The 25,484-nt window shown below is 66.2% G+C and carries 27 protein-coding genes; 9 read left to right on the top strand and 18 right to left on the bottom strand.

The window, feature by feature from the left end:
• Positions 1-102: 102 nt before the first annotated feature.
• From DIE15_RS06170 to DIE15_RS06160, 3 genes are all read right to left on the bottom strand, one after another.
• The gene (locus DIE15_RS06170; protein ID WP_057925629.1) at positions 103-573 is read right to left on the bottom strand and encodes a DUF2269 domain-containing protein; all 471 of its coding nucleotides are present in this window, start codon (positions 571-573) and stop codon (positions 103-105) included.
• Positions 570-1,823, bottom strand: coding sequence for an SDR family oxidoreductase (locus tag DIE15_RS06165; RefSeq protein WP_124832665.1), 1,254 nt, complete (start codon positions 1,821-1,823; stop codon positions 570-572). The genes DIE15_RS06170 and DIE15_RS06165 overlap by 4 nt, the downstream gene beginning before the upstream one ends.
• Positions 1,824-1,964: 141 nt before the next feature.
• A complete protein-coding gene (locus DIE15_RS06160) occupies positions 1,965-2,498 on the bottom strand; it encodes a GbsR/MarR family transcriptional regulator (protein ID WP_006760784.1) in 534 nt (177 codons plus the stop codon).
• 204 nt (positions 2,499-2,702) lie between these two features.
• On the opposite strand from DIE15_RS06160, the gene fabV reads away from it, so the two are divergent.
• Positions 2,703-3,905: an enoyl-ACP reductase FabV gene (gene fabV, locus DIE15_RS06155; protein ID WP_124832664.1), complete on the top strand. Its 1,203-nt coding sequence runs from the start codon at positions 2,703-2,705 to the stop codon at positions 3,903-3,905.
• Positions 3,906-3,960: 55 nt separating this feature from the next.
• On the opposite strand, the gene DIE15_RS06150 is transcribed toward fabV, so the two are convergent.
• Positions 3,961-4,665, bottom strand: a complete 705-nt coding sequence (locus DIE15_RS06150) for an SDR family oxidoreductase (RefSeq protein WP_124832663.1) — start codon at positions 4,663-4,665, stop codon at positions 3,961-3,963.
• 333 nt (positions 4,666-4,998) lie between these two features.
• On the opposite strand from DIE15_RS06150, the gene DIE15_RS06145 reads away from it, so the two are divergent.
• Positions 4,999-5,583: a TetR/AcrR family transcriptional regulator gene (locus tag DIE15_RS06145; RefSeq protein ID WP_057925625.1), complete on the top strand. Its 585-nt coding sequence runs from the start codon at positions 4,999-5,001 to the stop codon at positions 5,581-5,583.
• Between the two features lie 42 nt (positions 5,584-5,625).
• On the opposite strand, the gene DIE15_RS06140 is transcribed toward DIE15_RS06145, so the two are convergent.
• Positions 5,626-6,204, bottom strand: coding sequence for a hypothetical protein (locus DIE15_RS06140; RefSeq protein ID WP_057925624.1), 579 nt, complete (start codon positions 6,202-6,204; stop codon positions 5,626-5,628).
• Positions 6,205-6,402: 198 nt separating this feature from the next.
• Positions 6,403-6,933 (bottom strand): GNAT family N-acetyltransferase, encoded by a 531-nt coding sequence (locus DIE15_RS06135; protein ID WP_124832662.1) that lies wholly within the window; start codon positions 6,931-6,933, stop codon positions 6,403-6,405.
• Between the two features lie 196 nt (positions 6,934-7,129).
• Here DIE15_RS06135 and DIE15_RS06130 point away from each other — a divergent pair, with 196 nt between their 5' ends.
• From DIE15_RS06130 to DIE15_RS06120, 3 genes are all read left to right on the top strand, one after another.
• On the top strand, positions 7,130-7,507 hold the full coding sequence (locus DIE15_RS06130) for a helix-turn-helix transcriptional regulator (protein ID WP_057925622.1): 378 nt from the start codon (positions 7,130-7,132) through the stop codon (positions 7,505-7,507).
• A complete protein-coding gene (locus tag DIE15_RS06125) occupies positions 7,470-7,955 on the top strand; it encodes an SRPBCC family protein (RefSeq protein ID WP_057925621.1) in 486 nt (161 codons plus the stop codon). Before DIE15_RS06130 ends, DIE15_RS06125 begins: the two co-directional genes overlap by 38 nt.
• Before the next feature lie 132 nt (positions 7,956-8,087).
• A complete protein-coding gene (locus DIE15_RS06120; protein WP_057925620.1) occupies positions 8,088-8,564 on the top strand; it encodes an SRPBCC family protein in 477 nt (158 codons plus the stop codon).
• A 37-nt stretch (positions 8,565-8,601) separates the two neighbouring features.
• On the opposite strand, the gene DIE15_RS06115 is transcribed toward DIE15_RS06120, so the two are convergent.
• The 4 genes from DIE15_RS06115 to DIE15_RS06100 form a co-directional block, all read right to left on the bottom strand.
• A complete protein-coding gene (locus DIE15_RS06115) occupies positions 8,602-9,726 on the bottom strand; it encodes an amidohydrolase (RefSeq protein ID WP_124832661.1) in 1,125 nt (374 codons plus the stop codon).
• 1 nt (position 9,727) lies between these two features.
• Positions 9,728-11,035 (bottom strand): MFS transporter, encoded by a 1,308-nt coding sequence (locus DIE15_RS06110; protein ID WP_124832660.1) that lies wholly within the window; start codon positions 11,033-11,035, stop codon positions 9,728-9,730.
• 81 nt (positions 11,036-11,116) lie between these two features.
• Positions 11,117-12,430: a CaiB/BaiF CoA-transferase family protein gene (locus tag DIE15_RS06105; protein ID WP_124832659.1), complete on the bottom strand. Its 1,314-nt coding sequence runs from the start codon at positions 12,428-12,430 to the stop codon at positions 11,117-11,119.
• A complete protein-coding gene (locus DIE15_RS06100; protein WP_124832658.1) occupies positions 12,427-13,413 on the bottom strand; it encodes a hydroxymethylglutaryl-CoA lyase in 987 nt (328 codons plus the stop codon). Before DIE15_RS06100 ends, DIE15_RS06105 begins: the two co-directional genes overlap by 4 nt.
• A 174-nt stretch (positions 13,414-13,587) precedes the next feature.
• Here DIE15_RS06100 and DIE15_RS06095 point away from each other — a divergent pair, with 174 nt between their 5' ends.
• Together DIE15_RS06095 and DIE15_RS06090 are read left to right on the top strand one after the other, a co-directional pair.
• Positions 13,588-14,409, top strand: a complete 822-nt coding sequence (locus DIE15_RS06095) for an IclR family transcriptional regulator (protein WP_124832657.1) — start codon at positions 13,588-13,590, stop codon at positions 14,407-14,409.
• Between the two features lie 139 nt (positions 14,410-14,548).
• Positions 14,549-15,187: a 2-hydroxychromene-2-carboxylate isomerase gene (locus tag DIE15_RS06090; protein ID WP_057925614.1), complete on the top strand. Its 639-nt coding sequence runs from the start codon at positions 14,549-14,551 to the stop codon at positions 15,185-15,187.
• A gap of 30 nt (positions 15,188-15,217) precedes the next feature.
• Here DIE15_RS06090 and DIE15_RS06085 read toward each other — a convergent pair whose 3' ends face one another.
• The gene (locus DIE15_RS06085; protein ID WP_057925613.1) at positions 15,218-16,201 is read right to left on the bottom strand and encodes a LysR family transcriptional regulator; all 984 of its coding nucleotides are present in this window, start codon (positions 16,199-16,201) and stop codon (positions 15,218-15,220) included.
• A gap of 100 nt (positions 16,202-16,301) precedes the next feature.
• On the opposite strand from DIE15_RS06085, the gene DIE15_RS06080 reads away from it, so the two are divergent.
• Together DIE15_RS06080 and DIE15_RS06075 are read left to right on the top strand one after the other, a co-directional pair.
• Complete coding sequence (locus DIE15_RS06080; RefSeq protein WP_124832656.1) at positions 16,302-17,534, top strand: MFS transporter; 1,233 nt, start codon at positions 16,302-16,304, stop codon at positions 17,532-17,534.
• Between the two features lie 427 nt (positions 17,535-17,961).
• On the top strand, positions 17,962-18,657 hold the full coding sequence (locus DIE15_RS06075; RefSeq protein WP_124832655.1) for a phosphatase PAP2 family protein: 696 nt from the start codon (positions 17,962-17,964) through the stop codon (positions 18,655-18,657).
• Positions 18,658-18,793: 136 nt separating this feature from the next.
• On the opposite strand, the gene DIE15_RS06070 is transcribed toward DIE15_RS06075, so the two are convergent.
• From DIE15_RS06070 to DIE15_RS06040, 7 genes are all read right to left on the bottom strand, one after another.
• Positions 18,794-19,453, bottom strand: a complete 660-nt coding sequence (locus DIE15_RS06070; protein ID WP_124832654.1) for a glutathione S-transferase family protein — start codon at positions 19,451-19,453, stop codon at positions 18,794-18,796.
• 118 nt (positions 19,454-19,571) lie between these two features.
• Positions 19,572-20,642 (bottom strand): MBL fold metallo-hydrolase, encoded by a 1,071-nt coding sequence (locus DIE15_RS06065; RefSeq protein WP_057925610.1) that lies wholly within the window; start codon positions 20,640-20,642, stop codon positions 19,572-19,574.
• A 607-nt stretch (positions 20,643-21,249) separates the two neighbouring features.
• Positions 21,250-22,059 carry a hypothetical protein gene (locus DIE15_RS06060; RefSeq protein WP_124832653.1) on the bottom strand — a complete coding sequence of 270 codons (810 nt, stop codon included), beginning with the start codon at positions 22,057-22,059 and terminating at the stop codon, positions 21,250-21,252.
• Between the two features lie 329 nt (positions 22,060-22,388).
• Positions 22,389-22,649 (bottom strand): PAAR domain-containing protein, encoded by a 261-nt coding sequence (locus DIE15_RS06055; protein ID WP_124832652.1) that lies wholly within the window; start codon positions 22,647-22,649, stop codon positions 22,389-22,391.
• A 17-nt stretch (positions 22,650-22,666) separates the two neighbouring features.
• Complete coding sequence (locus DIE15_RS06050) at positions 22,667-23,065, bottom strand: hypothetical protein (RefSeq protein WP_124832651.1); 399 nt, start codon at positions 23,063-23,065, stop codon at positions 22,667-22,669.
• 19 nt (positions 23,066-23,084) lie between these two features.
• Complete coding sequence (locus tag DIE15_RS06045) at positions 23,085-24,779, bottom strand: DUF2875 family protein (protein WP_124832650.1); 1,695 nt, start codon at positions 24,777-24,779, stop codon at positions 23,085-23,087.
• On the bottom strand, positions 24,776-25,411 hold the full coding sequence (locus DIE15_RS06040; RefSeq protein WP_260428190.1) for a DUF3274 domain-containing protein: 636 nt from the start codon (positions 25,409-25,411) through the stop codon (positions 24,776-24,778). The genes DIE15_RS06045 and DIE15_RS06040 overlap by 4 nt, the downstream gene beginning before the upstream one ends.
• Positions 25,412-25,484 lie beyond the last annotated feature (73 nt).

Here is a 25,484-nt window from a genome sequence, read left to right as displayed (position 1 = left end):
GATCGAGGCGAGCCCGAACGCGCTCCCGTCGAATTTATACACGAGCGCACGGAAATCGACAGGGCCCGCACGCGAAATCGGTGTGCCGGCACGCTGCCCCGCTTACATCGGCTTGAGCACCATCAGGAAATAGACGGCCAGCATCGCGAAGAACGCCGGATAGCCGAGCCGTTCCCAGCGCTTCGCATACTGCCAGTAGCGCGCCGGCAGCGCGGCGTCGCCGTTTGCATGCGCGAGCTTCGCCATCCCGGCGAGCTCGATCTGCAGCCATACGACCGGCAGCCAGCACGCGCCCGCGATCGCATACAGCACGATCGACGCGACGAGCCACGGCGTCTGCCATGGCCAGCCGGCCGTATGCGCGAGCCACAGTCCGGACGCCGGCTGGAACAGCACGGCCGGCGTCGTGAACCACCAGTCCGCGCGCACCACGAGGCGCGACACGGCGGCGATCGCCGGCACCGAGCGTGTGCGATTCGCGAAGAACAGGTAGAACGCGGTGCCGAAGCCGGTGCCGACCATCAGCACCGAGGACAGGATGTGCAGCGTCTTGATGACGAGATAGGTGTTCATGCTTGTTCTTCTTCAGAAAACAGGATCGACAGGATCGCGAGAATCGGCACGTTCTTGAGCACGGGGCCGAACGGCTCGGCGAGCAGGCCGGGCATCGTGACCGCGATGACGGCCGAATACGCGACGATCAGCGCGCCCTGCGCGGCCCACAGGCGGCGCGACGGCGCGGCAACGGTCGCCACGCCGAACGCGAAGTCCAGCGCGCATGCCGCGTAGAGCGCGATCAGCGCGGGCAGCCCGCTCAGGTGTACGCGGGCGAGCATCGCGAGGCTGTCGCTCAGCGGGTGGACAAAGGCGCTCACGATGGCCGTCCAGATCCAGACGATCGCAAGCGCACCGAGCAGCAGCGGCCGATGCCACATCGCGAGCGCGTCGCGGCGCAGCGTGATCGCGTCCGCGCCGATGAAACTGCGCAGCCCGCGCGGCGGCCGGCCGAGCACGGCCGCAAGCGCCGCGGGATCGCCGGTGTTGCCGCCGCGCAGCATCGTCCACGTATCGCGGGTCAGCATCGCGCCCGGCATCGTGCCGAGCAGCGCGGCCGCCGCGCCGACCAGCGGGCCCGGCAGCGTAATGCGGGCCGCCGGCGGGAAACCCAGCGCGGCACGATAGACGCCCAGCATCTCGCGATACTCGACTTCATCGGCGCCGACCGCGTCGATGACCGGGTTGCCGGCCTCCGGCGAATCGACGAGCCGCGCGACGAGCTCGGCGAGATCGTCGACATGCACGGGGCGCAGCCGCTGATGGCCGCCCGCCGGCAATGCGTGCACGGGCAGGCTCGCGAGCATCCGGAAGAACCGTGCCGACGTGCCGGCCGCCCCGTAGACGAGCGCGGGACGCACGATCCGGTAATCGAGCGGCAGCGTCTGCAGGAAGGTGTCGGCGGCGTACTTGCTGGCGAAATACGGCGTGTCGCCGCGCTCGACGCCCAGCGCCGAGATCTGGATCACGCGTCGCACGCGGGTGCGGCAGCATGCCGTGAAGAGCGCGCAGGGCGCCGCACGATGCACGGAGTCGAACGTCGCATCGCGCCGGTCGGCGAGCATCCCGACCGCATTGATCACGACGTCGACGCCATCCAGCCGGACGAGCCACGCATCGGGATCGACATCCTTCGCGAAATCGATCGCGACGTCGTGCGGGCCGACCGCATGCCGCACGCCGCGCAGCACGCGATGGCCGCCGGCTTCGAGCCGCGCGCCCAACGCCCGCCCGATGAGCCCGTTCGCGCCGCAGACGAGGATGTTCATGTCGCACTCCGCGATGCGGCATGCCGGCGGATCGACAGCATGGGCCTGTTCATTTTCATCCATTATTTACAGTTATTTCTGTAACGACAGAAATAACAACTCCAAAAAAAGCGGGCTGCGTGCCCGCACGTCCGATACCGCTTACTTCGACGACTTGCGCCTGACCGTCTGGCTGATCTTCGCGCCGATGCCGAGCGCCTTCATCAGCGTGTCGGGCTTGAGCCGCAGCATCTCGTCCGACCAGGTCGTGAGCGTCTCGACGAACTGCAGCGTGTCGCGGATGCGCTGTTCGGTCTCGCGGCTTTCATCGGCGATCTCGGGACTCGTCAGGCAGTCGCGCAGCACCGTGAGCGTCGGTTCGATCTCGCGCTGCCGCCGCCCTTCGACGATCAGCTTGAACAGTTCCCAGATGTCGGTGGACGTCTCGAAATGGTCGCGGCGATCGCCCAGCACGTGCACGACCTTCGCGAGCCGCCACGCCTGCAGTTCCTTCAGGCTCGTGCTGACATTGGAGCGCGCGACGTTGAGCGTCTCGGCGATCTCGTCGGCCGCGACCGGCCGCCCGGCCAGGTACAGCAGCGCGTGAATCTGCGAGACAGTGCGGTTGACGCCCCATCGCGAGCCCATTTCGCCCCAGTGGAGGATGAATCGTTCGGCAATCGGTGTGAGTTCCATGTCGGGAAATTTAGTTTTTTCAGTTATTTCTGTCAAGAGAGAAATAACTGGCGTCCATGCGAATCGCCACGTTGGCGGTCCGCCCCCGGGCGATCGCGACCGCCGTCACCGCCCGCCTTTCCCGCCGTGCCCGCCCGCATCCATTACAATGCGCGGGATTTTTCCGATTTCAGGCCGTCCGCGCCTTTCTGACTAGAGGTTTCCATGATCATCAAACCGCGCGTGCGTGGCTTCATCTGCGTGACGACTCATCCGGTCGGCTGCGAAGCCAACGTCAAGGAACAGATCGACTACGTGACTTCGCACGGCCCGATCGCCAACGGCCCGAAGAAGGTGCTCGTGATCGGCGCGTCGACCGGCTATGGCCTCGCCGCCCGGATCTCGGCCGCATTCGGCTCGGGCGCGGACACGCTGGGCGTGTTCTTCGAGCGCGCCGGCAGCGAAACGAAGCCGGGCACGGCCGGCTGGTACAACAGCGCCGCGTTCGAGAAGTTCGCCGCGGAAAAGGGGCGCTATGCGCGCAGCATCAACGGCGACGCATTCTCCGACAAGGTCAAGCAGGTCACGATCGACACCATCAAGCAGGATCTCGGCAAGGTCGACCTGGTCGTCTACAGCCTCGCGGCACCGCGCCGCACGCATCCGAAGACGGGCGAAACCATCAGCTCGACGCTCAAGCCAGTCGGCAAGTCGGTCACGTTCCGCGGCCTCGATACCGACAAGGAAGTGATCCGCGAGGTGTCGCTCGAGCCGGCGACGCAGGAAGAGATCGACGGCACCGTCGCCGTGATGGGCGGCGAGGACTGGCAGATGTGGATCGACGCGCTCGCTGAAGCCGGCGTGCTGGCCGACGGCGCGAAGACGACCGCGTTCACGTACCTCGGCGAGCAGATCACGCACGACATCTACTGGAACGGCTCGATCGGCGAAGCGAAGAAGGATCTCGACAAGAAGGTGCTGTCGATCCGCGACCAACTGGCCGCGCACGGCGGCGATGCACGCGTGTCGGTGCTGAAGGCCGTCGTCACGCAGGCAAGCTCGGCGATCCCGATGATGCCGCTCTACCTGTCGCTGCTGTTCAAGGTGATGAAGGAACAAGGCACGCACGAAGGCTGCATCGAGCAGGTGTACGGCCTGTTCAAGGACAGCCTGTACGGCGCGACGCCGCACATCGACGAAGAAGGCCGTCTGCGCGCGGACTACAAGGAACTCGATCCGCAAGTGCAGGGCAAGGTCGTCGCGATGTGGGACAAGGTGACGAACGAGAACCTGTACGAGATGACCGACTTCGCCGGCTACAAGACCGAGTTCCTGCGCCTGTTCGGCTTCGAGATCGCCGGCGTCGACTACGACGCGGACGTGAACCCGGACGTGAAGATCCCGGGCATCATCGACACCACGGCCTGACGGCCGGACCCGCCGCGCGCAGGTGCGGGCGGCGGGCCGTCTTTCACAGGCGACGTCAGAGCGGCGTCGCCTCGTCCAGATACACACCGGCCGACAGCGTGGCCTTCACCTCCCGCGTGAAGTCGTCGGTGGACACCTCCTCCGCCCCGGATTCGATCGCGTCGTACGCCTGGCGCACGACGTCGGCCGGCGTCGCCTTCGGCACGTCGAGACCGCGCGTCAGATCCGTATCGATGAAGCCGGCATGCAGCCCGACCACCCGCGTGCGCTGCTCGCGCAGCGAATGCCGCAACCCGTTGGTCAGCGCCCACGCGGCCGACTTCGACACGCCGTAGCCCGACAGGATCGGCCGGTTCACCCAGCTCGCGACGGACAGCACGTTCAGGATCGCGCCGCCGCCGTGGCCGGCGAGCGTGCCCGCAAATGCGCGCGACATCGCCAGCATCCCGAACACGTTGGTTTCGAGGTGATCGCGCAACGCGTCGACCGCGCCGTCGTCGGTCAGGCTGCCGAGCCGCGCGATGCCCGCGTTGTTGATCAGCAGCGTGACGTCGCGGGCGGCGTCGGCAGCCGCGGCGACCGCCGCCGGATCGGTCACGTCCAGCTTCACGGGCACCACGCCCGGCAGCGTCACGCTGGCCGGATCGCGCGCACCCGCATAAACCTTCCGCGCCCCGCGTTCGAGCGCCTGCTTCGCGAACTCGAGGCCAAGCCCGCGGTTCGCGCCCGTGACGAAAACGACTGCACCTTCGATCTTCATGATCGTTCCTTTCGCGATTCCGTTCGCGCCGGTTCGCCGCGCACTCGGGATCCGGTGAAAAACCACGCTGCCATCGCGTACCGAACCGTTGCTCCGACGGTGCCGGAAGACTGGCTGGACCGCCGCCCGCCCCCTTCGCACCCAAGACCCGGACCGACGTCCATCCGTGCCGCGCCGGTCGCTTCGCTTCGTTCGTGAAGTCGGCTACACTTGATGTCAATGTCGATCACCATTGTCTTTGCGATGCATTGTGTCAGCGCGATTCCGGCACGTCAATGGTGATCACCATTGTGTTTTTCAATCGACGCAATTACCGGAATGAGGGAGGAATCGATGGGCGTCTCGAGACAACAGGCTGCCGAAAACCGCAACGCGATCGTCGCGGCCGCCGAGCGGCTGTTCCGGGTGCGCGGCGTCGACGCGGTGGGGTTGACGGAGCTGATGAAGGAAGCCGGCTTCACGCAGGGCGGCTTCTACAACCACTTCAAATCGAAGGATGCGCTGGTCGCCGCGGTGATGGAGAAGGCCATGCAGGACCGCGCGGATTCGCCGAGCGCCGGCAGCGTCGCGCAACAGGTGACGTCGTACCTGTCGACCGCGCATCGCGACAACGTCGAAGCCGGCTGCCCGCTGTCCGGCTTCGCGGGCGACGCGCCACGCCTGACCGACGCGGCACGCGCCTGCTACGCGCACGGTGTCGCCGCGTATCTCGACCGGCTGGAACGGATGGTGGCCGCGGAAGGCCCGGCCGCGGCCGACACGCGCCGCGACGCGATCGCCGCCTTCAGCCAGATGGTCGGCGCGCTCGTGCTGTCGCGCGCGATCGCCGGCACCGATCCGGCGCTGGCCGACGAGATCCTCGACGCGGGGCGGCGCACGCTCGTCGGGCAGCCCGACGATCCGGCCGTGTCGGCATAACGACATAGCGGCACGGCGGCAGACGCCCGCCGCGCGCGATCGCTATTCCACGGCCCGCGCGGCGTCCCACAGCGGCTGCTGGCCCAGCGCGGCATGCCACGCTGCGAACTGCGTGCGCCACGACTCGAACGGTTCCTTCAGCGGATGGCGCGGATCGTCGCTGAGCGCATACGCCATCCCTTCGATCAGCCAGCGCGGCTTGGTCGCGACCGCGAGGTTGCCGAGCACTTCCGCCTGACGGTGATGGATCAGTTCGTGCGCGAGAAAGTAGGTCTGCCAGCCCCGCGGCGCGACAACCACGCCGAAATTCCCGAGCGTCAGGGCCGCGCGATCGCCGAGACCGAACTTGTCGGCGCATTCGCGCGTCGAGCAGAACACGACGCGCGGTGCGTCGCGAAACGCGCCCACGGCCGCCGCCGCGCGCGCGTAGCCGTCGCGATAGAGCTGCTGCGCGGCGCCGAGCTTCGCCCCATCGTCCGTGCAGATGTCCGCGCTCGGGCATGACACGCCGGGCAGCAGCGCGGGCGCGACGACGCGCAGCGGCTTGACGAGCGCGTACGCGGCGATCGGCAGCGCGACGAGCAGGCCCGTGAGGGCAAAGGCGACATGGGAGCGTTTCATCGAGGCGGCGATTCCGGTGGCGTTTTTGTGGCGTTTTTGTGGCGTTGTGCTGGCTTTTAGTCGTGCTGTGGCGGCGTGCTCCAGCACGAATATATCGGAGCCGCACTGCCGCCGGCCGGCTTTTCCTTTCCGCGCGGCTTCGGGCCTGCGGCCCCGCTCCGCCTCACGCGTGTCGATCGCGAGCCGGATCGCGACCCGTTACACGAGCTGCTTGTGGAAATACGTCGTCGCACACAGCGCGCCGTCGGGCACCAGCGCATAGTTCGGCACGACGCCCACGCGCTGCCAGCCCGCCCGCTCGTACAAACGCTCGGCATCGCCGCCCGTCACGGTGTCGAGCACGAGCACCGTCTTGCCGGCGTCGCGCGCGGCTTTATCGGCGGCCGCCATCAGCCGCGCGGCGCCCCCCTGGCGCCGCGCATGGCGGGACACGAGCATCTTCGCGATGTCCGCGCGATGCGGCTGGTTCTCCGGCTGCGCGGTCACGACCTGCACGGTGCCGACGATCCGGCCGATGGCGTCCTCCGCGACGAGCAGGATCCGCTCGCCGCTCGCGACGCCGTCGGCCACGCGCGTCCAGAACGCGACGGCCGTCGAACGCGCGATCGGCAGCATGAAGCTGACGGACGCGCCGCCTTCGACGCAATCGATCAGCACGTCGGCCAGCGCGTCGATGCACGCATGCGCTTCGCTCGCGTCGACACGGCGAACGGTCACGGATTCGGTCATATCTTCTCCGGCAATCAGGCGGGCGGCACACGTTCGGTGGCATGCGCCTGCCGGGATCCAAAAGAAACACCGGCGTGCGCGCGATGCGTGTGCAACGGCGGCCGGTGCCAGGCAACGCGGCGCCGGGTCGGCGCGCGTTACCGCCCCATCATGCTACGCGGTGAAAATTCCCGCTACATTGCCTATACTTAGCCGCATGGCTAACTTTCAACCCGGCATCGACGACGTATTTCACGCACTCGCCGATCCGACGCGCTGCGCGATCGTCAGCGCGCTCGGCGACGGCGGGCGGACCGTGTCGGAACTGGCCGCGCCGTTCGACATGGCGCTGCCGTCGTTCATGAAGCATGTTGCGGTGCTCGAGCGCAGCGGCCTCGTCCAGACCCGGAAAGACGGCCGCTCGCGCACCTGCGAGCTGGTCGGCAGCCGGCTGGCGGAAGCCGAGCAGTGGCTCGCCGCGCAGCGCGCGCTGTGGGAAGCGCGCACCGATCGTCTCGTGGAATTCGTCGAACGCCGCCACCAGGAGGAGCAAGCCCATGTCAGCCAGCCACGTCGACCCCGCCGAAGCCCATGACCTCGTCATCACCCGCACGCTGCGCGCGCCGCGCCAGGCGCTCTGGCGCGCGTGGACCGACCCCGAACTGCTGAAGGAATGGTGGTGCCCGAAACCGTGGATCACCGAAGTACGTGCGTTCGACCTGCGCCCGGGGGGCGCCTTCCACACGTTCATGCGCGGCCCCGACGGCGGCACGAGCGACAACCCCGGCTGTTTCCTCGAAATCGTGCCGCAAGCGCGGATCGCGTTCACGTCGATGCTCACGGGCGGCTGGCGGCCGCAGGTGCCCTGGATGGGCTTCACGGCGATCATCACGATGGCAGACGACGACGCCGGCTGCCGCTACGAGGCGCGCGTGATGCATCCCGACGCGGCGACGCGCGAGCGTCACGAGGCACTCGGGTTCTTCGAAGGCTGGAACATCTGCATCACGCAGCTCGACGAATTCGCGGCTGCGTTGGGTTGAATCCGAGCGAGTGTTCGGTCCGTGTTCGGTCCGATTGCATGCCGCCGCGCGCGCGCCTAGGATTCCTGAAGGAAGCGTGACGACACGCCCGCACCCGGCGTGCACCGTCGCGCGCGTTCCGCGGGAGGCGACATGCTGCACATGCACACGCATTCGACCCGGGTCAGCCGGCACCTGAACGCGCCGCGCGGGCGCGTCTACCGCGCGCTGCTCGACCCGCATGCGGTCGAACAATGGAAGGTGCCCGACGGCATGACGTGCCGCGTCTACGCATACGACGCGCGCGAAGGCGGCGCGCTGCGCGTGTCGCTGAGCTACGACGAATCGTCGGACGACACGGGCAAGACCACCGCGCACACCGACACCTATCATGGCCGCTTCGTGACGCTCGTACCCGACGAGCGGATCGTCGAAATCGACGTGTTCGAAACCGACGATCCGATGCTGCGCGGCGCAATGACGATCACGATCACGCTGTCCGACGAAGCGGGTGGCACACGCGTCGATGCGGTGCACGACGGTGTGCCGCCCGGCGTGCCGGCCGCCGACAACGAGACCGGCTGGCGCATGGCGCTCGCCCGGCTCGCGGCACTGGTCGAGACGGGTTAGGGCCCGATGCGCCGCATCGCGACGCGCACGATACGCGTCAGCCGAGCCGGTACACGCGCGAGACGGTCCCGCGGAACAGCGCGTCGCGCTCGTTCGGGCTCGCATGCGCGGTCAACCGCTTGAACGCATTCCAGCCGTTCACGTACGAATACGACCCCTTGTCGACCGGGAAATTGCTCTCGAACATGCAGCGCTCGGCGCCGAACGCGTCGATGCAGGTATGCATCCACGGCTTCCATGCGTCAGCGAGCTGTGCGGACGACGGCGGCCGCGCACCCTTCTCGAAATCGAAACCGTTGATTCGCATGCCGAGGCCGCCCACCTTCACGAATACGTTCGGCAATTGCGCGAGTTCGCGCATCGACGCCGACCAGCGCTCGAACACTTCCGGCCGCTGGTCCGCATAGCTCGCGATCCGCACGACGCCGCCGCAGTGATTGACGACGATCCGCGTGTCGGGGTTCGCCTTCGCCAGATCGAACAGCTCGGGCAATTGAGGGAAGAACAGCCACGCGTCGTACGACAGTCCGAGCGGCGCGAGCTGCGCGACCCCGGCCCGGTACGCGGGATCGAGCAGCAACCCGCGCGGCACCGCCGACAACGGGTTCGCGAGCGACGGATCGGCGTCCCACGTGCTCAGGTGGCGAACGCCGCGGAAGCGTCCGCGCCCCGCGTCGAGATGCGCTTCGAGCACGTCGCGCACACGCTCGCCGAGCCGCAGGTCCGCATGCCCGACGATGCCTTTCGCGACGGCCGGACCGCTCCGCTGCAGCGGCTCGGTCACGCCGGCCACGTAAGCCGTCTCGCCGACCGGCTTCAGTTCGGCCGGCCCCGCGTCGCGATAGCGCGTCAGCGCCTGCATGTAGACGGATGCCTGGATGTTGTGGCCGGATCGCGCATCCTGCAGATAGTCGTCGAGCATGTAGATCCAGCCCGGCCGCTCGTAGAAGTGGTGATGCGCATCGACGATCGGCAGATCCGGTTCGAGCGCGGGTTCGAGCGCGGAGGCGAGCCAGTTGTTTCGTACCGCGAGATAGTTGCTTTGCGTCGTCATGCGGGTAGCTCCGTTTTCAGCCGGCGTGCGCGTATCGGCAAATGCGGGGAGCGCGAGCGATGCGGCGGCTGCGCCGAGCAGCCGGCGTCGTTTGATCGAAAGGGTCATGTCATTCGCTCCGGTCGAACGCGTACAGCGACAGCGTCAACAGCGTCGTGATCGCCAGGACGATCGCGAGGCCGAGCATCCCGGCCGTGAAGGTGCCGAAGCTGTCCTTCAGGTAGCCGACGAGATAGGGGCCCGCGAATCCGCCGAGCGCGCCGATCGAATTGATCAGCGCCAGCCCGCCGGCCGCGGCCTGGCCGGACAGGAAGCGCGAAGGCAGCGTGTAGAAGATCGTGCGTCCGGCAATCGTGCCGATCAGCGCGAGCGTGATGCCGACGAGCGCGGGCCCGAGCGTCAGGAAGTGGGTCGATACCCCCAGCGCCACCGCGCCGATAGCCAGCCCGATCGCGAGGTTCGCGACGGGTCCGCCGCGGCGATCCACCCGCTTCGCCCACCACAGCAGCGCGATCGTCGCGAAGAAGTAAGGCACCGCGGACAGCCACCCGGTCTGCATCGTCGACATCCCGTGCGCCTTGAGCATTTGCGGCAGCCAGATGCCGATTCCGTACGAACCCATCGTGAAGCCGAACGAGATCAGCGCGAGCAGGTACACGCGTACGTCGCGCAGCGCGACGCCGAAGCGCTTCTTGCGGCCTGTGGCGGCGCCTTCGCGCTCGAACGCACGCTGCAACGCGGTACGCTCGTCGTCCGACAGCCACGCAGCCGCGGCCGGCGAGTCGGACAGGAGCTTCAGCACGAGAAAGCCGAGCGCGCACGCGGGCAGCCCTTCGACGATGAACATCCACTTCCAGCCGGCAAGACCGAGCGCACCGTCGAGCTGCAGCAGCCACGTCGACAGCGGACCGCCGATCAGCGACGACAGCGGAGTCGACACCGTGAACCAGGCGAGCACGCGCGTGCGGTAATTCGCCGGAAACCACACGGCGAGGAAGAAGATCACGCCGGGGAAAAAGCCGGCCTCGCCGATGCCGAGCAGCAGCCGGATCGCATAGAAACTGGTCGGCCCCGTCGCGAGTGCGGTCGCCGCCGCCATGAGCCCCCACGTGATCATGATGCGTGCGAGCCAGCGCCGCGCGCCGAAGCGGTACAGCGCGAGATTGCTCGGCACTTCGAACACGCAATAGCCCGCGAACATGATCCCCGCGCCCCAGCCGAACTGCGTCGCGGTCAGGCCGAGATCGCGGTTCATCGTCAGCGCCGCGAACCCGACGCTCGTGCGGTCGAGATAGTTGAAGAAGTACGCGAGCGCGAGCAGCGGAATGAAGCGCCACGCGGCCTTGCGCACGGCTCGTTGCTCGATCGACGCGTCGGTCTCGCGATCGGCGGCCAGCGCCGGGGAAGCGGATGTCATGGTTGTCTCCGTGGATGCGGCAGTCCGCGCCCGCGCGATCGCGGGCGGGATGCCTTGTTCGTTCGTTGGATCGCAGCGGCGCTACGCGCTCGCCACTTCGTTCGGCGAAGGCGTATCGCCCGATGCGCCCGGTAAGCCCGATATGCCCGGCGTCAGCCCGTTCGCATCGTGTTCGTGCCGCCCCGCGACGACGCCCGCTTCGATCAGCGCCCGCGCGTCGTCCGCCGTATAGCCGAGCTCGCCGAGCAGCGCGCAGGTGTCCTGACCGAGCGCGGGCGGCGCTGCACGCAACCGCAGGCGCTCGCCCGCGAGCGTGAGCGGCAGCAGCGCGGTGCGCGTGTCGACCGGCCGGCCGGCGCTGCTCGCATCGGCCGGCAGCGTCACGGCTTCGAGGCCACCGGTCGCGAGCAGATGCGGATCGTCGAACAGGTCCTGCGGCTTCGTGATCGGCGCATACGGCAGGCCGATCGATTCGAAGGTCGCGCCGATCTCCGCAGCCGAATGCGCGGCGAGCCGCGCGCGCAGTTCGGGCAGCAGCCAGTCGCGGGCCTGCACGCGAAGATTGTTCGTTGCGAGGCGCGCATCGTCCTTCAGCGCGGCCAGGCCGAACGCGTCGCAGAACAGCGCCCACTGCGTGTCCGACACGACCGCGAGAAAGATCTGCTCGCCGTCCTTGACGGAGAACACGTCGTACACGGCCCATGCGGAAATGCGGCTCGGCATCGGCGACGCGGCCTGCCCCGTCACCGCGAACTGCATCATGTGCTGCGCGACGAGGAACACGTTGTTCTCGAACAGCGAGCTCTGCACCTGCTGGCCGCACCCGGTGCGTTCGCGCTGCGCGAGCGCGGCCATCGCGCCGATCGCGCCGAACATCCCGCCCATGATGTCGTTCACGCTCGAGCCCGCACGCAGCGGCCGGCCTTCGGGGCCCGTCATGTACGCGAGGCCGCCCATCATCTGCACGACTTCGTCGAGCGCGGTGCGATGTTCGTACGGCCCCGGCAGGAAGCCCTTGTGCGACACGTACACCAGGCGCGGATTCAGCGCGGACAGCGCCGGATACCCGAGGCCGAGCCGGTCCATCGTGCCGCTCTTGAAGTTCTCGCTGAAGACGTCCGCCGTCGCGACAAGCCGCCGCACGATCTCGAGCCCGCGCGGATCCTTCACGTCGACCGCCAGGCTCTTCTTGTTGCGGTTGAACATCCCGAAGAAGCCCGCGCCGGAACCGCGCAGCGCACGCGTGCTGTCGCCCGCGATCGGTTCGATCTTGATGACTTCCGCGCCGAGATCCGCGAGCAGCATCCCGCAGGTCGGGCCCATCACCATGTGCGTCATCTCGATCACGCGCACGCCTTCGTACGGCAGCGCCGAAGCCGGTTGGCGATCGTTCATTGCGCGGCTCCCGTCAGGCAGCCTTCCGGCTGGGCCGCGGTCGGCACGCGGCCGTCCGCATAACGGAAGCCCTTCGGCAGCCCCGCGTCCGGCACGTGGCCGTACAGCGCCTCGGCCGGCAGCGCCGCGTGCAGGATCGCGCGCGCGGCGAGCAGCGCGTCCACGTCGACGCCCGTGTCGTACCCCATCGACTCCAGCAGGAACACGAGATCCTCGGTGACGATGTTGCCGGTCGCCCCCGGCGCGTACGGGCAGCCGCCGAGGCCGCCCTGGCTCGCGTCGATCGTCGTCACGCCGGCGTCGAGCGCCGCGACGACATTGGCAAGCCCCTGCCCGCGCGTGTTGTGGAAGTGCGCGCCGCCGGCCTTGTCGCCGACTTCGCGCTGCAGCCGCCTGAACAGCCGGCGCACCTGAGCCGGGTTCGCATAGCCGCTCGTATCGGAGAGCCCGATCTCGTCGACGCCGCATTCGGCCATCGCGGCCGCCATCGCGATCGTCTCGTCGTCGCTGACGGCGCCCGCGATCGTGCAGCCGAACGCGACCGACACGCCCGCCTCGATCTGCACCGACGGAAACCGCGCATCGCGCAGCGCGACGATCGCGCGCACCTCGTCGATCATCTGCGCCGGCGTCTTGCGGATGTTCGCCAGCGAGTGCGCTTCGGTCACCGATACCGGCAACGTCAGCTTGTGGACACCCGCGTCGAACGCGCTTTCGGCGCCCCGCAGGTTCGGCGCAAGCGCGGCGACGTGCAGCCCGGGAATCGCCAGCGCATGCGCGACGACTTCCCGCACGTCGGCCATCTGCGGCAACAGCCGCGCGGGCACGAACGACCCGACCTCGATCTCGCGCAGGCCGGCCGCGGCAAGCGCCACGATCCAGCGCAACTTGTCGGCCGTCCGCATCACGGCCTTGATGCTCTGCAGGCCGTCACGCGGCCCGACCTCGCTGACCAGCACCTTCGGATATTCGGAAACGCTCATTCGCCACCTCAAAGTTCTATCTGAAAGAACATCGTTCTGTTAGACGGAACTTTAGACACGCGCCGATCGTGAGGTAAGCGGGGTATACCCGTGAAATTGCGATTTTTTGGAACTTGAGTTCTGTCAGACAGAACGATATAGTCGATCGACCGTCATCCACAGGAACAGCAAGCCGTGCCCCCGACCTCGACTCCCGCCGATCACCCCGACGAAGCGCCCGATTCGTCGGCCGACACCTCCAGCGGCGTCGCCGTCCTCGATCGCGCGTTCGCGATCCTCCATGCTTTCGGGCAAACCGACGACCGGCTGTCGCTCGCGGAGCTGTCCCGCCGCACCGGGCTGTACAAGAGCACGATCCTGCGCCTGCTCGCCGCGCTCGAGCATGGCGGCTTCGTGCGCAAGCTCGACGACGGCCAGTACGCGGTCGGACACGAGCCGTTGCGGCTGGCCGCGCTGTATCAACGCTCGTTCCGGGTCGGCCCGGTCGTCGAACCGCTGCTCGAGGCGCTGAGCCGCGAACTCGGCGAAACGGCATCGTTCTACGTGCGGCACGGCGACATGCGCTCGGTGCTCTACCGTGTCGAACCGACGCGCACGGTGCGGGTGTCGATCCGGGTCGGCGAGGAGTTTCCGGTTCGCCAGGGGGCGTCCGGGAAAGTGCTGCTCGCGTTCACCGACCCGCACGATGCGCAGTGGAACGACGTACGCGAACAGTTGTGGGCCGCGTCGTACGGCGAGCGCGACCCGGAGACGGCGTCGGCGTCCGTGCCGGTATTCGGCGCGGCCGGCGATTGCGTCGGCGCGCTGACGGTGTCCGGCCCGAAATCGCGGCTTGCCGCCGCGCCGGCGATGGCCGCGGCGCTCGCGATGTTGCTGCCGCTCGCGCAGAAGGCAACCGTCGCGCTCGGTGGTGCAGGCGCGCGCTACGACGCGCAGGCCGTGCGCGACAGTCTCGCGCGGTTCGCGACGGCGGCGGACGACACCGCGCAGCCCTAGCCGGCCACGCGCATCCGGCGGCGCGACGGACAGCACAAAAGGCGGCCGCATGCGACACTGGCCGCAGCGCATGCACCGCGCCGCGCGCCGGCACGGTACACGCAACCGCCGTCCGGACACGTACAAGGGAATCCCCACGATGAACGCCGCGCGCACCGCCACCTGGTATTTCGATTTCGTTTCGCCGTTCGCCTACCTGCAGCAGGAACGGTTCGATCAACTGCCGCCTGCCGCCGCCTACGAGCCGAAGCCGATCGTGCTCGGCGCGCTGCTCGCGCACTGGGGACAGAAGGCGCCTGCCGAGATCGCGGCGAAGCGCATCTTCACGTATCGCCACGCGCAATACCGCGCGGACAAGCTCGGCATTCCGTTCCGGATGCCGCCCGCGCATCCGTTCAACCCGATCCGGCCGCTGCGTCTCGCGATCGCGATGGGCAACTCGCCCGATGCGATCCGGCGGATCTTCCGGCACATCTGGCGCGACGGCCAGGACGTGTCGACGCCGGAGGGTTTCGCCGCGCTGTGCGAGGCGGTCGGCTTTCCCGAAGGCGTGACGGCCGTCGACGCGCAACCGGTGAAGGACGCCCTGCGCGCGAACACCGACCACGCGATCGCGCACGCCGTGTTCGGCGTGCCGACCTTCGAACTCGACGGCGACCTGTTCTGGGGCGACGATGCGACCGACATGTTCGTCGACTGCGCCACGTCCCGTGCGTGGCTCGACTCGCCCGAAGTGCGTCGCATCAGCGCGCTGCCCGAAGGCATCCGGCGCGGCTGACGGCACGCGCGACGGCACGCGCGACGGCGCCTACCCGTCGCGCCCTTCGACGAGTGGCGGCACGGCCTCGCGCATCATCGCGACGAAGCGCACGAGCCGCGACGGATAGAACTGCGCGTGCGGGTAGGTGAGGTAGACCGGCAACGGCGCGGCGTGCCAGTCGGGCGCGAGATGCACGAGCTCGCCGCGCGCGAGATGGTCGGCCAGCATCCACGACGAACCGACGCACGCACCGACACCGAGCAGCGCCGCGCTGCGCAGCGCGTAGAGATTCGCGGTCGTGATGCGCGGACGAATCGCGATGCGTCGCGTATCGCCCGTGACGGCATGCGTCAGCGTCAGTTCGGTCCGGTAATACGTGCGCAGTGCGAGCCACGGCAACGCGGCGAGCGCGTCGGGATCGACGGGCACGTCGGCACCGTTCAGCACGGACGGCGCGGCCACCACGAAGCGCGGCACCTTGGTCAGCCGGATCGCGACGACGGACGGATCGGTCGGCTCGCCGACCTGGATCGCGCAGTCGATCCCGCTGCCGACGAAATCCCGCACCTCGTCCTGCAGCAGCCACTCCACCGAGACACGCGGGTAATCGCGCAGGAACCGCGCGAGCGGCCCGACGAAGCGCTCCTGCCCGAACGCATGCGGGACCGCGACCCGCAGCAGGCCTTCGGGCTCCTCCTGCGCGCCGCGCAGGTCGGCCTCGAACGCCGCCCAGTTGGTCAGCAGCTCCTTCGCGCGCGTGAAACATCGCTCGCCATCGACGGTCAGCCGCATCGTATGAGTCGTCCGCTGCAGCAGCCTCACGCCGAGCGAGCGTTCGAGCGCCTGCAGCCGCCGGCTGATGGTCGGCTGCGTCGTGTGCAGTTGCGCGGCGGCGGCCGACAGGCTGCCGGCCTCGGCTATGCGCACGAAGGTTTCCATCAGCTCGAAACGATAGCCGGCGCCGCCGACAGGCACGGCCTGAACACGCGGAGACCCGCCAGTGGCGGGCACGCTGGGGATTTTCTCGGTCATTCGCCAAGCGTATAACAAATCTGCGCCGGACGGCACTACCGTGGCCGGCTGCCCGTCGGCACACTCGCGTCCATCCGTTACCCAAACAAGGATGTACGCGATGTCCACTCCGACCCGTTTCGACGCCGCGCCCCGCGCGGCCCATGCACCGGCCCACGCGGCCGCCTCCTCGATGCCCGATCGCCGGCTCGTGCTGCTGCTCGCCGCGGCAGCCGGTCTCGGCGTCGCACCGCTCTACTATGCGCAGCCGATGCTCGCCGCGCTCGGTCCCGATCTCGGCGCGTCGGCGCGTGCGATCGGCTTCGTGCCGACGCTCACGCAGCTCGGCTATGCGCTCGGCATCCTGCTGCTCGCGCCGCTCGGCGACCGCTTCGACCGGCGCCGCGTGATCGTGACGAAAGCCGCCGCGCTGGTCGTCGCGCTGCTGCTCGCGGCGGTCGCGCCGTCGCTCGGACTGCTGCTGGCCGCGAGCTTCGCGATCGGCCTGACCGCGACAATGGCGCAGGACGTCGTGCCGGCCGCCGCGACGCTCGCGCACGACACGCATCGCGGCCGCATCGTCGGTACGGTGATGACGGGGTTGCTGCTCGGCATCCTGCTGTCGCGCGTCGTCGCCGGCTTCGTGGCGGAAACGGCCGGCTGGCGCACAATGTTCGCGCTCGCGGCCGCCAGCGTCGCCGCCATCGGCATCGTGGCCGCACGCGGGCTGCCGCGCTTCGAGCCGACCACGCAGCTGTCGTACCGCGCGCTGATCGGGTCGCTCGGCGAACTGTGGCGCCGTCATCCCGCGCTGCGCCGCGCCGCGCTCGCGCAAGGGTTGCTGGCCGTCGGGTTCAGCGCGTTCTGGTCGACGCTGGCGGTCATGCTGCACGGCGCGCCGTTCCACCTCGGCAGCGCAGCCGCCGGCGCATTCGGCCTCGCGGGCGCTGCCGGCGCACTGGCCGCGCCGATTGCCGGACGCCTCGCCGATCACCATGGTCCGGAGCGCGTCACGCGTATCGGCATCGGAATCGCGACGGTATCGTTCGCCGCGATGGCTGCCGCTCCGCTGATGACGCCGCATGCGCAACTCGCGCTGCTCGCCGCCGCGACGATCGGCTTCGATCTCGGTGTACAGGCCACGCTGATCGCGCACCAGGCAATCGTCTACCGAATCGATCCCGCGTCGCGCAGCCGACTCAACGCGGTGCTGTTCGTCGGCATGTTCATCGGGATGGCGGCCGGTGCCGCGATCGGCAGTTCGTTACTCGCGCAACTGGGCTGGAATGCGGTGATCGTGCTGGCCGTGGCGACGTCGCTGGCGGCGCTGGCCGTGCGCATGTGGCGTCGGTAATTTTCGGCATCGCGAGTGCGAGGCGGGCAGGCAGCAGGGCTTGCCCGTCTTTTCTTTTATTTTTCGTTCGGTACTGCGCGGTGCAGCGCAGCGCGGCAGATCCGTGCGAGACGCGGAACGCATTCGGTCATCCGGCGCAAGGTCCGCGACGACTCAACGTATTGCCTAGGTCAACCGATTATTTTTCGCCGGTGCCAAGGGATCCGCGCGCAACCGTCAGATGATTCGACACGCCCGCGCCGCACGGCACGCTCCCATCCGGCCCCGCCAGGAAATCGCGTTTTCTCAGGGGATTCCCGGTATTTTTTCCCATTTTCTTCGAAATTACCGATGACATACTTGCCCCCCATTGCGCTCCGGTACGAGCGCGCTTCCTGATCCTGCCGGCCGCACGTCATGCGTCGTGCGTCCGCCGGGGTCCCAGAACATGAATAATTTCGACACCACGATCCAGATCTTCCTCACCCACATCACGTTCGGACCGCTGATGAATCACGCGATCCGCGTGATCGCCGGCCTCTATACGTTCAAGGGCTTCGTGCTCATCCCCGTGCTCTGCTGGCTGTGGTTCCAGCCGGGACCGGAGCGCGAACGGCAACGCGAGCTGGTCATCGCGACGGTCGCGAGCGGGCTCGTCGCGCTCGCGTTCGGCCGGTTGCTCGCGAAAGTCCTGCCGTTCCGCGTGCGGCCGATCTACAACCCCGACCTGCACCTGCACTTTCCGTCCGAGGAATTGCGTGCGGCCACGCTGCAGGCCTGGAGTTCGTTTCCGAGCGATCACGCGATGCTGTGGATGGCGATCGCGACGGGCATCTTCATCATCGCGCGGCGCGCCGGCGTACTCGCGCTGCTGTATGCGGTCGTGTTCATCTGCGTGCCGCGTGCGTATCTCGGCTATCACTACCCGACCGACCTGATAGCCGGTGCCGCGATCGGCATCGTGATCGCGTGGCTGCTGACGCGCGAGGCGATTCGATCGCGCTTCGCGCCGCAGGTGCTCGCGGCGATCCGGCGCTTCCCCGCACCGGCCTATACGCTCGCGTTCCTGCTGTGCTTCGAGTTGATCACGCAGTTCGACGAACTGCTGACGCTCGCGCGGTCGGTCAAGCACACGACGATGTAACGGGACGACGCCGCGATGCATCCGCTGCTGTCATCACGACGTCCGGGCACACGCTGCCGGCCCTGCGCGGCGGCATCGCGCCATGCGCAGGCCGCCGCCCGCGTCGTCGCTGCCGCGACGATCGCGGCTGCGCACGTCAGTCGCGATCGGGCGCACCGAGCGGGAAGAACGGACGATACGGCCGCGCTTCGTCGACCGCACGCGCGAACGACGGCCGCGCAAGCAGCCGCTTGCGATACGCGATCACGTTCGCGAACGACGGATCGATCCGGTGCGTCCAGTCCGCGTAGAACAGGAACGGCGCCGCGCCGCAGTCGGCGAGGCTGAAGTGGTCGCCGGCCGCCCATTCGCGATCGGCCATCGTGCGGTCCAGCCACGCGTACGACGTTTCGAGCATCGCCCGTGCATCGGCGACACCGCGCGCATCGCGCTCGTGCTCCGGCCGCAGCGCATCGAACACGACCTTCTGCTGCGGCGTCGATACATAGTTGTCGAAGAAACGATCCATCGTCCGCACTTCAAGCGCCGCGCGCCGGTCGTCGGGTACCAGCCGCACGGGGCCCGGATGGTAGAGGTCGAGGTACTCGACGATGATCGCCGCCTCGATCACGGTGCGGCCCGCGTCGACGAGCACCGGGAAGCGCTTCATCGGCCACAGTGCGGCCAGTTCCTGCATCGGCTTCGGATCGTCGTGTGCGAGCACGCGATATTCGAACGGCGTGCCGTTCTCGTACAGCGCGGTCAGCACCTTCTGGCAATAGGACGAAAAGGGGTGGGCGTAAAGCGTCGGCGTCATCGCGTGGTCTCTCGAGGTGTCGGCGCCGCGCCATGTGAGCGGATACCTTGACGACGAACGGCATCGTGCCGATTCGACAACCGGTCCGAACATTTTTTCGTCGCACGATATCGCACCGCTACGACCGGCCGTCCATCACGACGCGGCCCTCGCCGCGCCAGCGCAGCATCCCGCCGCCGAGGTTCGCGACCGCACCGAAACCGGCCTTCAGCAGGATCACGGTCGCCTGCGCCGAGCGGCCGCCGGCCCGGCATACGGTCACGATCGGCCGGTCGCGCGCGAGCTCGCCGGTGCGCGCGGTCAGTTCGCCGAGCGGAATCGGCGTCGCGCCGGGCAAGTGGCCGAGCGGACCGGTGAATTCATCCGGCTCGCGCACGTCGACGACCTGCACCGCCGGCAGGTGATCCTCGAGCCACTGCGGATCGATTTCCCAGAAACCGGCGAACGTATAGACGAGCGGCGCCCAATCGGGCACCGCCTGCGTGTCGGGCGCGTTCGCGGCGACGCCGCACTGCAGGTTCGCGGGCACCGCCACGTCGATCTGGCGCGGATGCGCGAGCCCGAGATTGCGCATGTAGCCCGCGAAATCGTCTTCGCTGAGATCGCCGCCGAGGCGCGGATTGAAACGCCGCTCCTCGCCGACGCTCGTCACCGTCAGCCCGCGATAGTCGTGCGCGGGATACAGCAGGCAGGCGGCCGGCAGCGTGAAGAGCCGGCCGTGCACCGCGCGATACAGCGCGCGCGGGTCGCCCTGCTGGAAGTCGGTGCGGCCGGTGCCGCGAATCAGCAGGCAGTCGCCGGTGAACGCCATCGATTCGTCGTCGAGCACGAGGCTGATGCAGCCGCTCGTATGGCCCGGTGTCGCGCGTACGGTCAGGTAGCGCGTGCCGAATGCGCAGCGATCGCCATCGTTCAGGTAGCGGTCGGCGCCCTGCGCGCCGCTCGCGGCCGAAATCGCGATCGCGCTGCCGGTGCGCTGCTTCAGCAGCCATGCACCCGTCACGTGATCGGCGTGCACGTGCGTATCGATGGTCGCGACGAGCCGCAGCCCGAGTTCGTCGAGCAGCGCCGCATCGCGGCGCACCTGCTCGAACACCGGGTCGATCAGCAGCGCTTCGCGTGATGCGCTGTCGGCGAGCAGATACGTGTAGGTCGACGATTGCGGGTCGAAAAGTTGCCGGAAGATCATGGCGAAGTCGCTCCGTCGGCTGGGCGGGTCGGTTGGGCGATGGGTGCGGGTTGTGCAACCCGCACCGCGGGTATCGCCGGCGTGCGGGCACACATTCATACAGCGTAGTTCAAAACACGTGCACCACCGTCATCGTTGCACGCGGCGAGACGTCATGCCGCGCCCGGAGCGTCGCGCGCACTGTCTTACACTACCGCCTGCTCTCGTCTTACGTTCACAGGAATTGCGCCGCCATGTCGATGACGATCGATTGGACGAAATTACCAGTCGGGACAAAGCGCCATGACCAGTCATTCGGATGCCACGATGGAGACGACTGACGCAGGACAACAGCGCTGTTGCTTTCGACCAATCCGATACAACGACAGGGGCAGCTTAGGGATGTAAAACAGTCTGTCGACTATCCAATCACCCCTTTACAGGTCTGCCAGGGCCGCAAAGAAACAGTGACGAGGCATCTCGCGCGCCCACAGTCCGCCCCGTAGTTCAGGGGATGGAATGATAAGCGCAAGGCCTTTCCAGCAAGGCTCCCGCCCTGTGCTGTAGCAAATTTGTAGCATCCATCCACAGCGGATCGACTGCCCTACAAACACGCTTATACAAGCGCTCATTCTGCCGCCGGCACTGCTTCCCACCGACCCCGACGACGCGTCTCGTCACGCGTGATTTGCGAAAGGTACTGACACTGTGCGCACCAGCTCCCCGACGTGATTACCCTTGGCCGCGCCCACCATCGATGGCCGCGCATGCACTCCCATTCAAGCTTGGTGTTGTTGTCGATATACGTATCGGACACGCACGTTCCGCCACGCTCGGCGGCGATTGCACGCATTGCTTCCAGTCCACGCTGCCGCCGCTCTTCCGTGCGGCATGTCGCACACCAGCCGCCTTCGAGGATCTGGATACCTCGCATCGACCATTGGTGGCCCCTTGCGCATTGGAACGGATATTCGTGCGTCACGCCCGAATATTCGGTCGCGAGACATGCGCCGCCCTGACGTTCGGCAGCTTGCTGAAGCTCCTCCATCCCTTCAGGCCGACGCCGCCGCTCGACAAAGCACTGGTGACACCACGCCTTGCGCATCACCTCGATCCCAGTAACTTCCCATTCGTGGTCGTGAGCACATCGGAATCGATATTTCGCGGTTTGCCCGTGGTAAGCCGTCGACAGGCATTCCCCGCCTCGCTCTCGCGCACGCTCCTGTATCGGCGCCAATCCCCCCTCGTAGCGACGACGCTCGGCTCGCCTCTCGTTCGAGCATTTCGAGCACCATGAGCCGCCCAACACGATAGCAGCCGTCGTCTCGAACTCATGGCCGACCGCACACACGAATCGACAGCGGCCAGCTTTTCCGCAAAACGTTTCAGTCAGACACCGACCGCCGGATTGATTGGCGATGTCGTGTAACCGCTTCATGACGTTTTCGGTCCAACAACGATTGCAACATAGCGAAGTGCCCCGTTGCCCTCGCACCAATCGCATCAGGCTAGAGCCCCACTGGGACGACACATGCCCTCGCTCACACCGGAATCGATACTGCCCTCCCATGCCGCGCCATTCGTCGTCCAGTAGCGTGAGGCTTGCCTCAGCGAGCTTGCAACGGATCCGCACGATACTTTCCTCGGCGGTCAACATTCGCGTCCTCGTATATTCGACTCTGTTTCGCTATTCACCATCATCAATCGGCTCAGCCGACAAAGGTACTTTGCTCACGCCGAGCCGCATAACCTCTTCGAAGCGGTTGCCTATATTCGACCAGACGTCGATACCGACGAAATCAGAACGGCACCGCATGATGTCCGGTGACCGTCGAAGGTAACTGCTCGCCCGTCAATCTGAACGTGTTCATCGCCTTCGAGAATTTCGCATTCGCCAAGCCCCAACTGACAAGTACAGCGATCGCCGACCCGAGCAACTGCGCGCCCCATCACCACGGATCGTTCGCTACCAGTCTGGACCTGACAACCATGATCCGTCGAATCGCCCACTCGAATCACGCCTCTCATCGACTTACTCTCCGAAGTTACTCAAAACCATACCGAGGATCGAACGCCGCCGCGACTACTTCCGGTCCCGTCCAGACGAGGGAAACTATGCCCGCCATCAGTGCAACGCTGTTGACTACATAGCCTCGGTATCCGGGACCGCGCTTTTCCCAAGGTGACGTGATAAAGGCATACACGCAGTGAAGCGCAAGCAACAACGCCGTGCTTCGAAAGGTCCATACCCACCACCAATCTGCACCGTTGACACCGGCCATGCCATGAATCAGCCCCGCGCAAACCCCAAAGGGGTAGAACATCCAAAAGCCGATGAAGGTCACCATAAACAAGACAGAACGCACTGGCGAAGGCGGCATCCATTCACGAACGTCGTCAGGTTTCGCATCCGTGGATTGGATCTGATGGTCGCGTTCTTTCATGGAGTTCACGATACAGCCATCATTTGAACGGATTCGCGCCGTTGTTCGCCTGAGCCCACGCCGCTTTACTCGTCGCGTCGGGCGGGCTAATCATGATGATGCTCGCCGTACCATTAGAGCGCCGGTTGACGGTCGCACTCGCTCCTCCATCCTGATAGCCTGCGATCAGTCCCAAACCGACTTGTACAAGCGGCGAACTCACACCAGTGTTGCCAATGCGTGCGCCGATATCGTAACCATCCTTGACGTCGCTCAGGCTTGGGGCAGCCGCGCCTGCTTGCGCGAGCGCCTGATTCAATGGGACAGCCCACAGCCGATCGCCGGTTGTATCGTAAAACACGCGTTTCGGCTCCTTCCCGTCGGGCAACGTTGCAATGGCCTGCTCCCAGCCCGCCTTCAGCACTGCCGCTTGGGCCGCAGTCTTGAGCAGTTGCCCATGATCGTCGGTCAATTTCACGTCTACCGGGCGATGGAGATAACCGAGCAAGGGCGCATCATCAAATTGCTTGACCTGCCATGTCGTCCAGCGCACCGGAATGTACGGCGTCGGCGTAAACTGGCCCGGCCCCTTGTTGCCGATGGTTTTCCAGAACCGCGGCAATTGCGCCTGCCACCAAGTAGACGACATCACGCCGATCGCTCCCGGATACAGAACGCCAGCCTGCTTTTCCTGCTCGATGTAATGCGCAGTGAAGCTGTCAGGGCCGCGATCGTCGTTCTGCTCCCAAAAGAAATTCCACAACCTGATGATGTCGTATTCGGTACTATTCCGGTCGATCTGAGCAGTCTGCTCGACGGCGTACGGACGAATAAGTTTGTCCACTCGATCCGAACGGGATACGAGGATGGCACCCATACTATCCGGCAGTTCGGGAATGATGTGTCCCGCGCGAGATGTTCCGCCACTACCCGGCGCAACAAGAAGCGAGCGCAACATCGATCCGTCCTGACTGACCACCAAGGCCGCCGGAACATCCGGATGCGAGTCGAAGAATGCGAACAGCTTTTCGATCATTGCCGCACCATCGCTAGTATTGGCGTCCGCCTCCCAAAGGAAAAGCGTCACACCAAGACTTGCTTGTTGCCTACCATCAGCAATACTCTTTGCCGCACGAAAACCATTCCCCTTGTCTTTTGGTGGCCCCCAGACAATCGTTGGCACCGGCCAGTATTCGACGGCATGACGACCGCCTTCCTTGAATGACAAAGTAGTTGACACACGAAGATTAGCCATCCGGATATCGTCACTATCCGGATAGTCTTCCGGATTTGCCGATACATACGATGCGTGGTTATCAGCCTTTTTCTCGATCTCGTGCCAGATTTCCTCGTCGGCATATTCACCAACCACGATCCCCATTCCACGAACCTCAAGCACGTACTTCTGTCCGGTCTGTGACAACATCGTGGAAGAGCCGTTGAAGCCGTGCGCTACGACTGCACTGCTCTCTTGATTGCCCGGAACCGGACGGTCGGATGTGACGGCAGTCGCCACCGGAGTTCGATGCAACCACGCGACGCTCGCGCCATACGCCAAGGCGACCAAAGCCAAGACCACCAGCACACCATTCCGAATGCTACTTCCCATTTGCGGCATCTCCTGCCCTGTCGTTTGCCAATAACTGTAGTGTCGCGCCATCACAAAGATGGTCCAGACTATCGCCACCACAACAAACGCGGCAGCATACGGCCAAATTCGCGGTCTCGCGATCATCGCGGCATCCCTTGGAAGACTTCCCCGATCGTCTTATTCCCATACATCATCTGGGCTTTCTGCGCCTCTTGTTTGTAGTACTCGGCCTGAGCCTTCTCTTGTGCAGCGATGGCCGCTGATGTCAATTCACTGGTTACCAATGGCGGTGGGGTCGAAGACACGTGCGCCTCAGGAAAAGTCCCATACATATAATAGTCGGAACAGGCTTGAATAAAATCCCGCATCTTGGAATCAAGACGACCATAATTTGCATTTTTCTGAATCTTGGCGAGTGACGCCGGAGCCATTTTCCAGTCCGCCATCAGGATCAGCAATTCTCGCCAAACCGGATCATCGAGCGTGACTGCTTGGCCGATGGCCACGTCCATCGCGGTAACCCACCGATGATTCTCCGTACTGTGCAGCACACCCGAATGGTAGTTATTCGCTTCTCGAGCGTCCGGATCCTGCTGCATGCGCGCGCGAGCTTCGTTGGGAGTTTCTTCTCGTTGAATAAGTTGCTGGGGCGGCACGACTGGAAGCAGCGCATTTTTGATGAGCGACGTCGCCGAGGTGTTCGGGACCACCCGCCAGTTCTGCGACTGGTCGTTGATCGCCTTGCCCTGATTGAAAGCAGTCTTGTAAGACTCGATACTAGCCAGCGGATTACGTGTCGTCTCGACGGTAATCCATTTGGTTCTCCGATATGCGCATCTTGCGCCAGAC

Origin of the sequence: Burkholderia sp. Bp9031, assembly GCF_003857965.1 — a bacterium.
Taxonomy (GTDB): domain Bacteria; phylum Pseudomonadota; class Gammaproteobacteria; order Burkholderiales; family Burkholderiaceae; genus Burkholderia; species Burkholderia ambifaria_A.
This window is presented reverse-complemented; position numbering and strand designations above follow the sequence as displayed.

What these genes read in the sequence shown, in the direction of transcription:
- DIE15_RS06125 (WP_057925621.1), top strand. Translation starts at nt 7,470, where the DNA reads ATGTCAGCCAGCCACGTCGACCCCGCCGAAGCCCATGACCTCGTCATC.
- fabV (WP_124832664.1), top strand. Translation starts at nt 2,703, where the DNA reads ATGATCATCAAACCGCGCGTGCGTGGCTTCATCTGCGTGACGACTCAT.
- DIE15_RS06085 (WP_057925613.1), bottom strand. Translation starts at nt 16,201, where the DNA reads ATGACCGAGAAAATCCCCAGCGTGCCCGCCACTGGCGGGTCTCCGCGT.
- DIE15_RS06135 (WP_124832662.1), bottom strand. Translation starts at nt 6,933, where the DNA reads ATGACCGAATCCGTGACCGTTCGCCGTGTCGACGCGAGCGAAGCGCAT.
- DIE15_RS06140 (WP_057925624.1), bottom strand. Translation starts at nt 6,204, where the DNA reads ATGAAACGCTCCCATGTCGCCTTTGCCCTCACGGGCCTGCTCGTCGCG.
- DIE15_RS06110 (WP_124832660.1), bottom strand. Translation starts at nt 11,035, where the DNA reads ATGACATCCGCTTCCCCGGCGCTGGCCGCCGATCGCGAGACCGACGCG.
- DIE15_RS06050 (WP_124832651.1), bottom strand. Translation starts at nt 23,065, where the DNA reads ATGAAAGAACGCGACCATCAGATCCAATCCACGGATGCGAAACCTGAC.
- DIE15_RS06170 (WP_057925629.1), bottom strand. Translation starts at nt 573, where the DNA reads ATGAACACCTATCTCGTCATCAAGACGCTGCACATCCTGTCCTCGGTG.
- DIE15_RS06120 (WP_057925620.1), top strand. Translation starts at nt 8,088, where the DNA reads ATGCTGCACATGCACACGCATTCGACCCGGGTCAGCCGGCACCTGAAC.
- DIE15_RS06160 (WP_006760784.1), bottom strand. Translation starts at nt 2,498, where the DNA reads ATGGAACTCACACCGATTGCCGAACGATTCATCCTCCACTGGGGCGAA.
- DIE15_RS06080 (WP_124832656.1), top strand. Translation starts at nt 16,302, where the DNA reads ATGTCCACTCCGACCCGTTTCGACGCCGCGCCCCGCGCGGCCCATGCA.
- DIE15_RS06090 (WP_057925614.1), top strand. Translation starts at nt 14,549, where the DNA reads ATGAACGCCGCGCGCACCGCCACCTGGTATTTCGATTTCGTTTCGCCG.
- DIE15_RS06045 (WP_124832650.1), bottom strand. Translation starts at nt 24,779, where the DNA reads ATGATCGCGAGACCGCGAATTTGGCCGTATGCTGCCGCGTTTGTTGTG.
- DIE15_RS06130 (WP_057925622.1), top strand. Translation starts at nt 7,130, where the DNA reads ATGGCTAACTTTCAACCCGGCATCGACGACGTATTTCACGCACTCGCC.
- DIE15_RS06150 (WP_124832663.1), bottom strand. Translation starts at nt 4,665, where the DNA reads ATGAAGATCGAAGGTGCAGTCGTTTTCGTCACGGGCGCGAACCGCGGG.
- DIE15_RS06065 (WP_057925610.1), bottom strand. Translation starts at nt 20,642, where the DNA reads ATGATCTTCCGGCAACTTTTCGACCCGCAATCGTCGACCTACACGTAT.
- DIE15_RS06100 (WP_124832658.1), bottom strand. Translation starts at nt 13,413, where the DNA reads ATGAGCGTTTCCGAATATCCGAAGGTGCTGGTCAGCGAGGTCGGGCCG.
- DIE15_RS06105 (WP_124832659.1), bottom strand. Translation starts at nt 12,430, where the DNA reads ATGAACGATCGCCAACCGGCTTCGGCGCTGCCGTACGAAGGCGTGCGC.
- DIE15_RS06115 (WP_124832661.1), bottom strand. Translation starts at nt 9,726, where the DNA reads ATGACCCTTTCGATCAAACGACGCCGGCTGCTCGGCGCAGCCGCCGCA.
- DIE15_RS06060 (WP_124832653.1), bottom strand. Translation starts at nt 22,059, where the DNA reads ATGAAGCGGTTACACGACATCGCCAATCAATCCGGCGGTCGGTGTCTG.
- DIE15_RS06165 (WP_124832665.1), bottom strand. Translation starts at nt 1,823, where the DNA reads ATGAACATCCTCGTCTGCGGCGCGAACGGGCTCATCGGGCGGGCGTTG.
- DIE15_RS06070 (WP_124832654.1), bottom strand. Translation starts at nt 19,453, where the DNA reads ATGACGCCGACGCTTTACGCCCACCCCTTTTCGTCCTATTGCCAGAAG.
- DIE15_RS06145 (WP_057925625.1), top strand. Translation starts at nt 4,999, where the DNA reads ATGGGCGTCTCGAGACAACAGGCTGCCGAAAACCGCAACGCGATCGTC.
- DIE15_RS06075 (WP_124832655.1), top strand. Translation starts at nt 17,962, where the DNA reads ATGAATAATTTCGACACCACGATCCAGATCTTCCTCACCCACATCACG.
- DIE15_RS06055 (WP_124832652.1), bottom strand. Translation starts at nt 22,649, where the DNA reads ATGAGAGGCGTGATTCGAGTGGGCGATTCGACGGATCATGGTTGTCAG.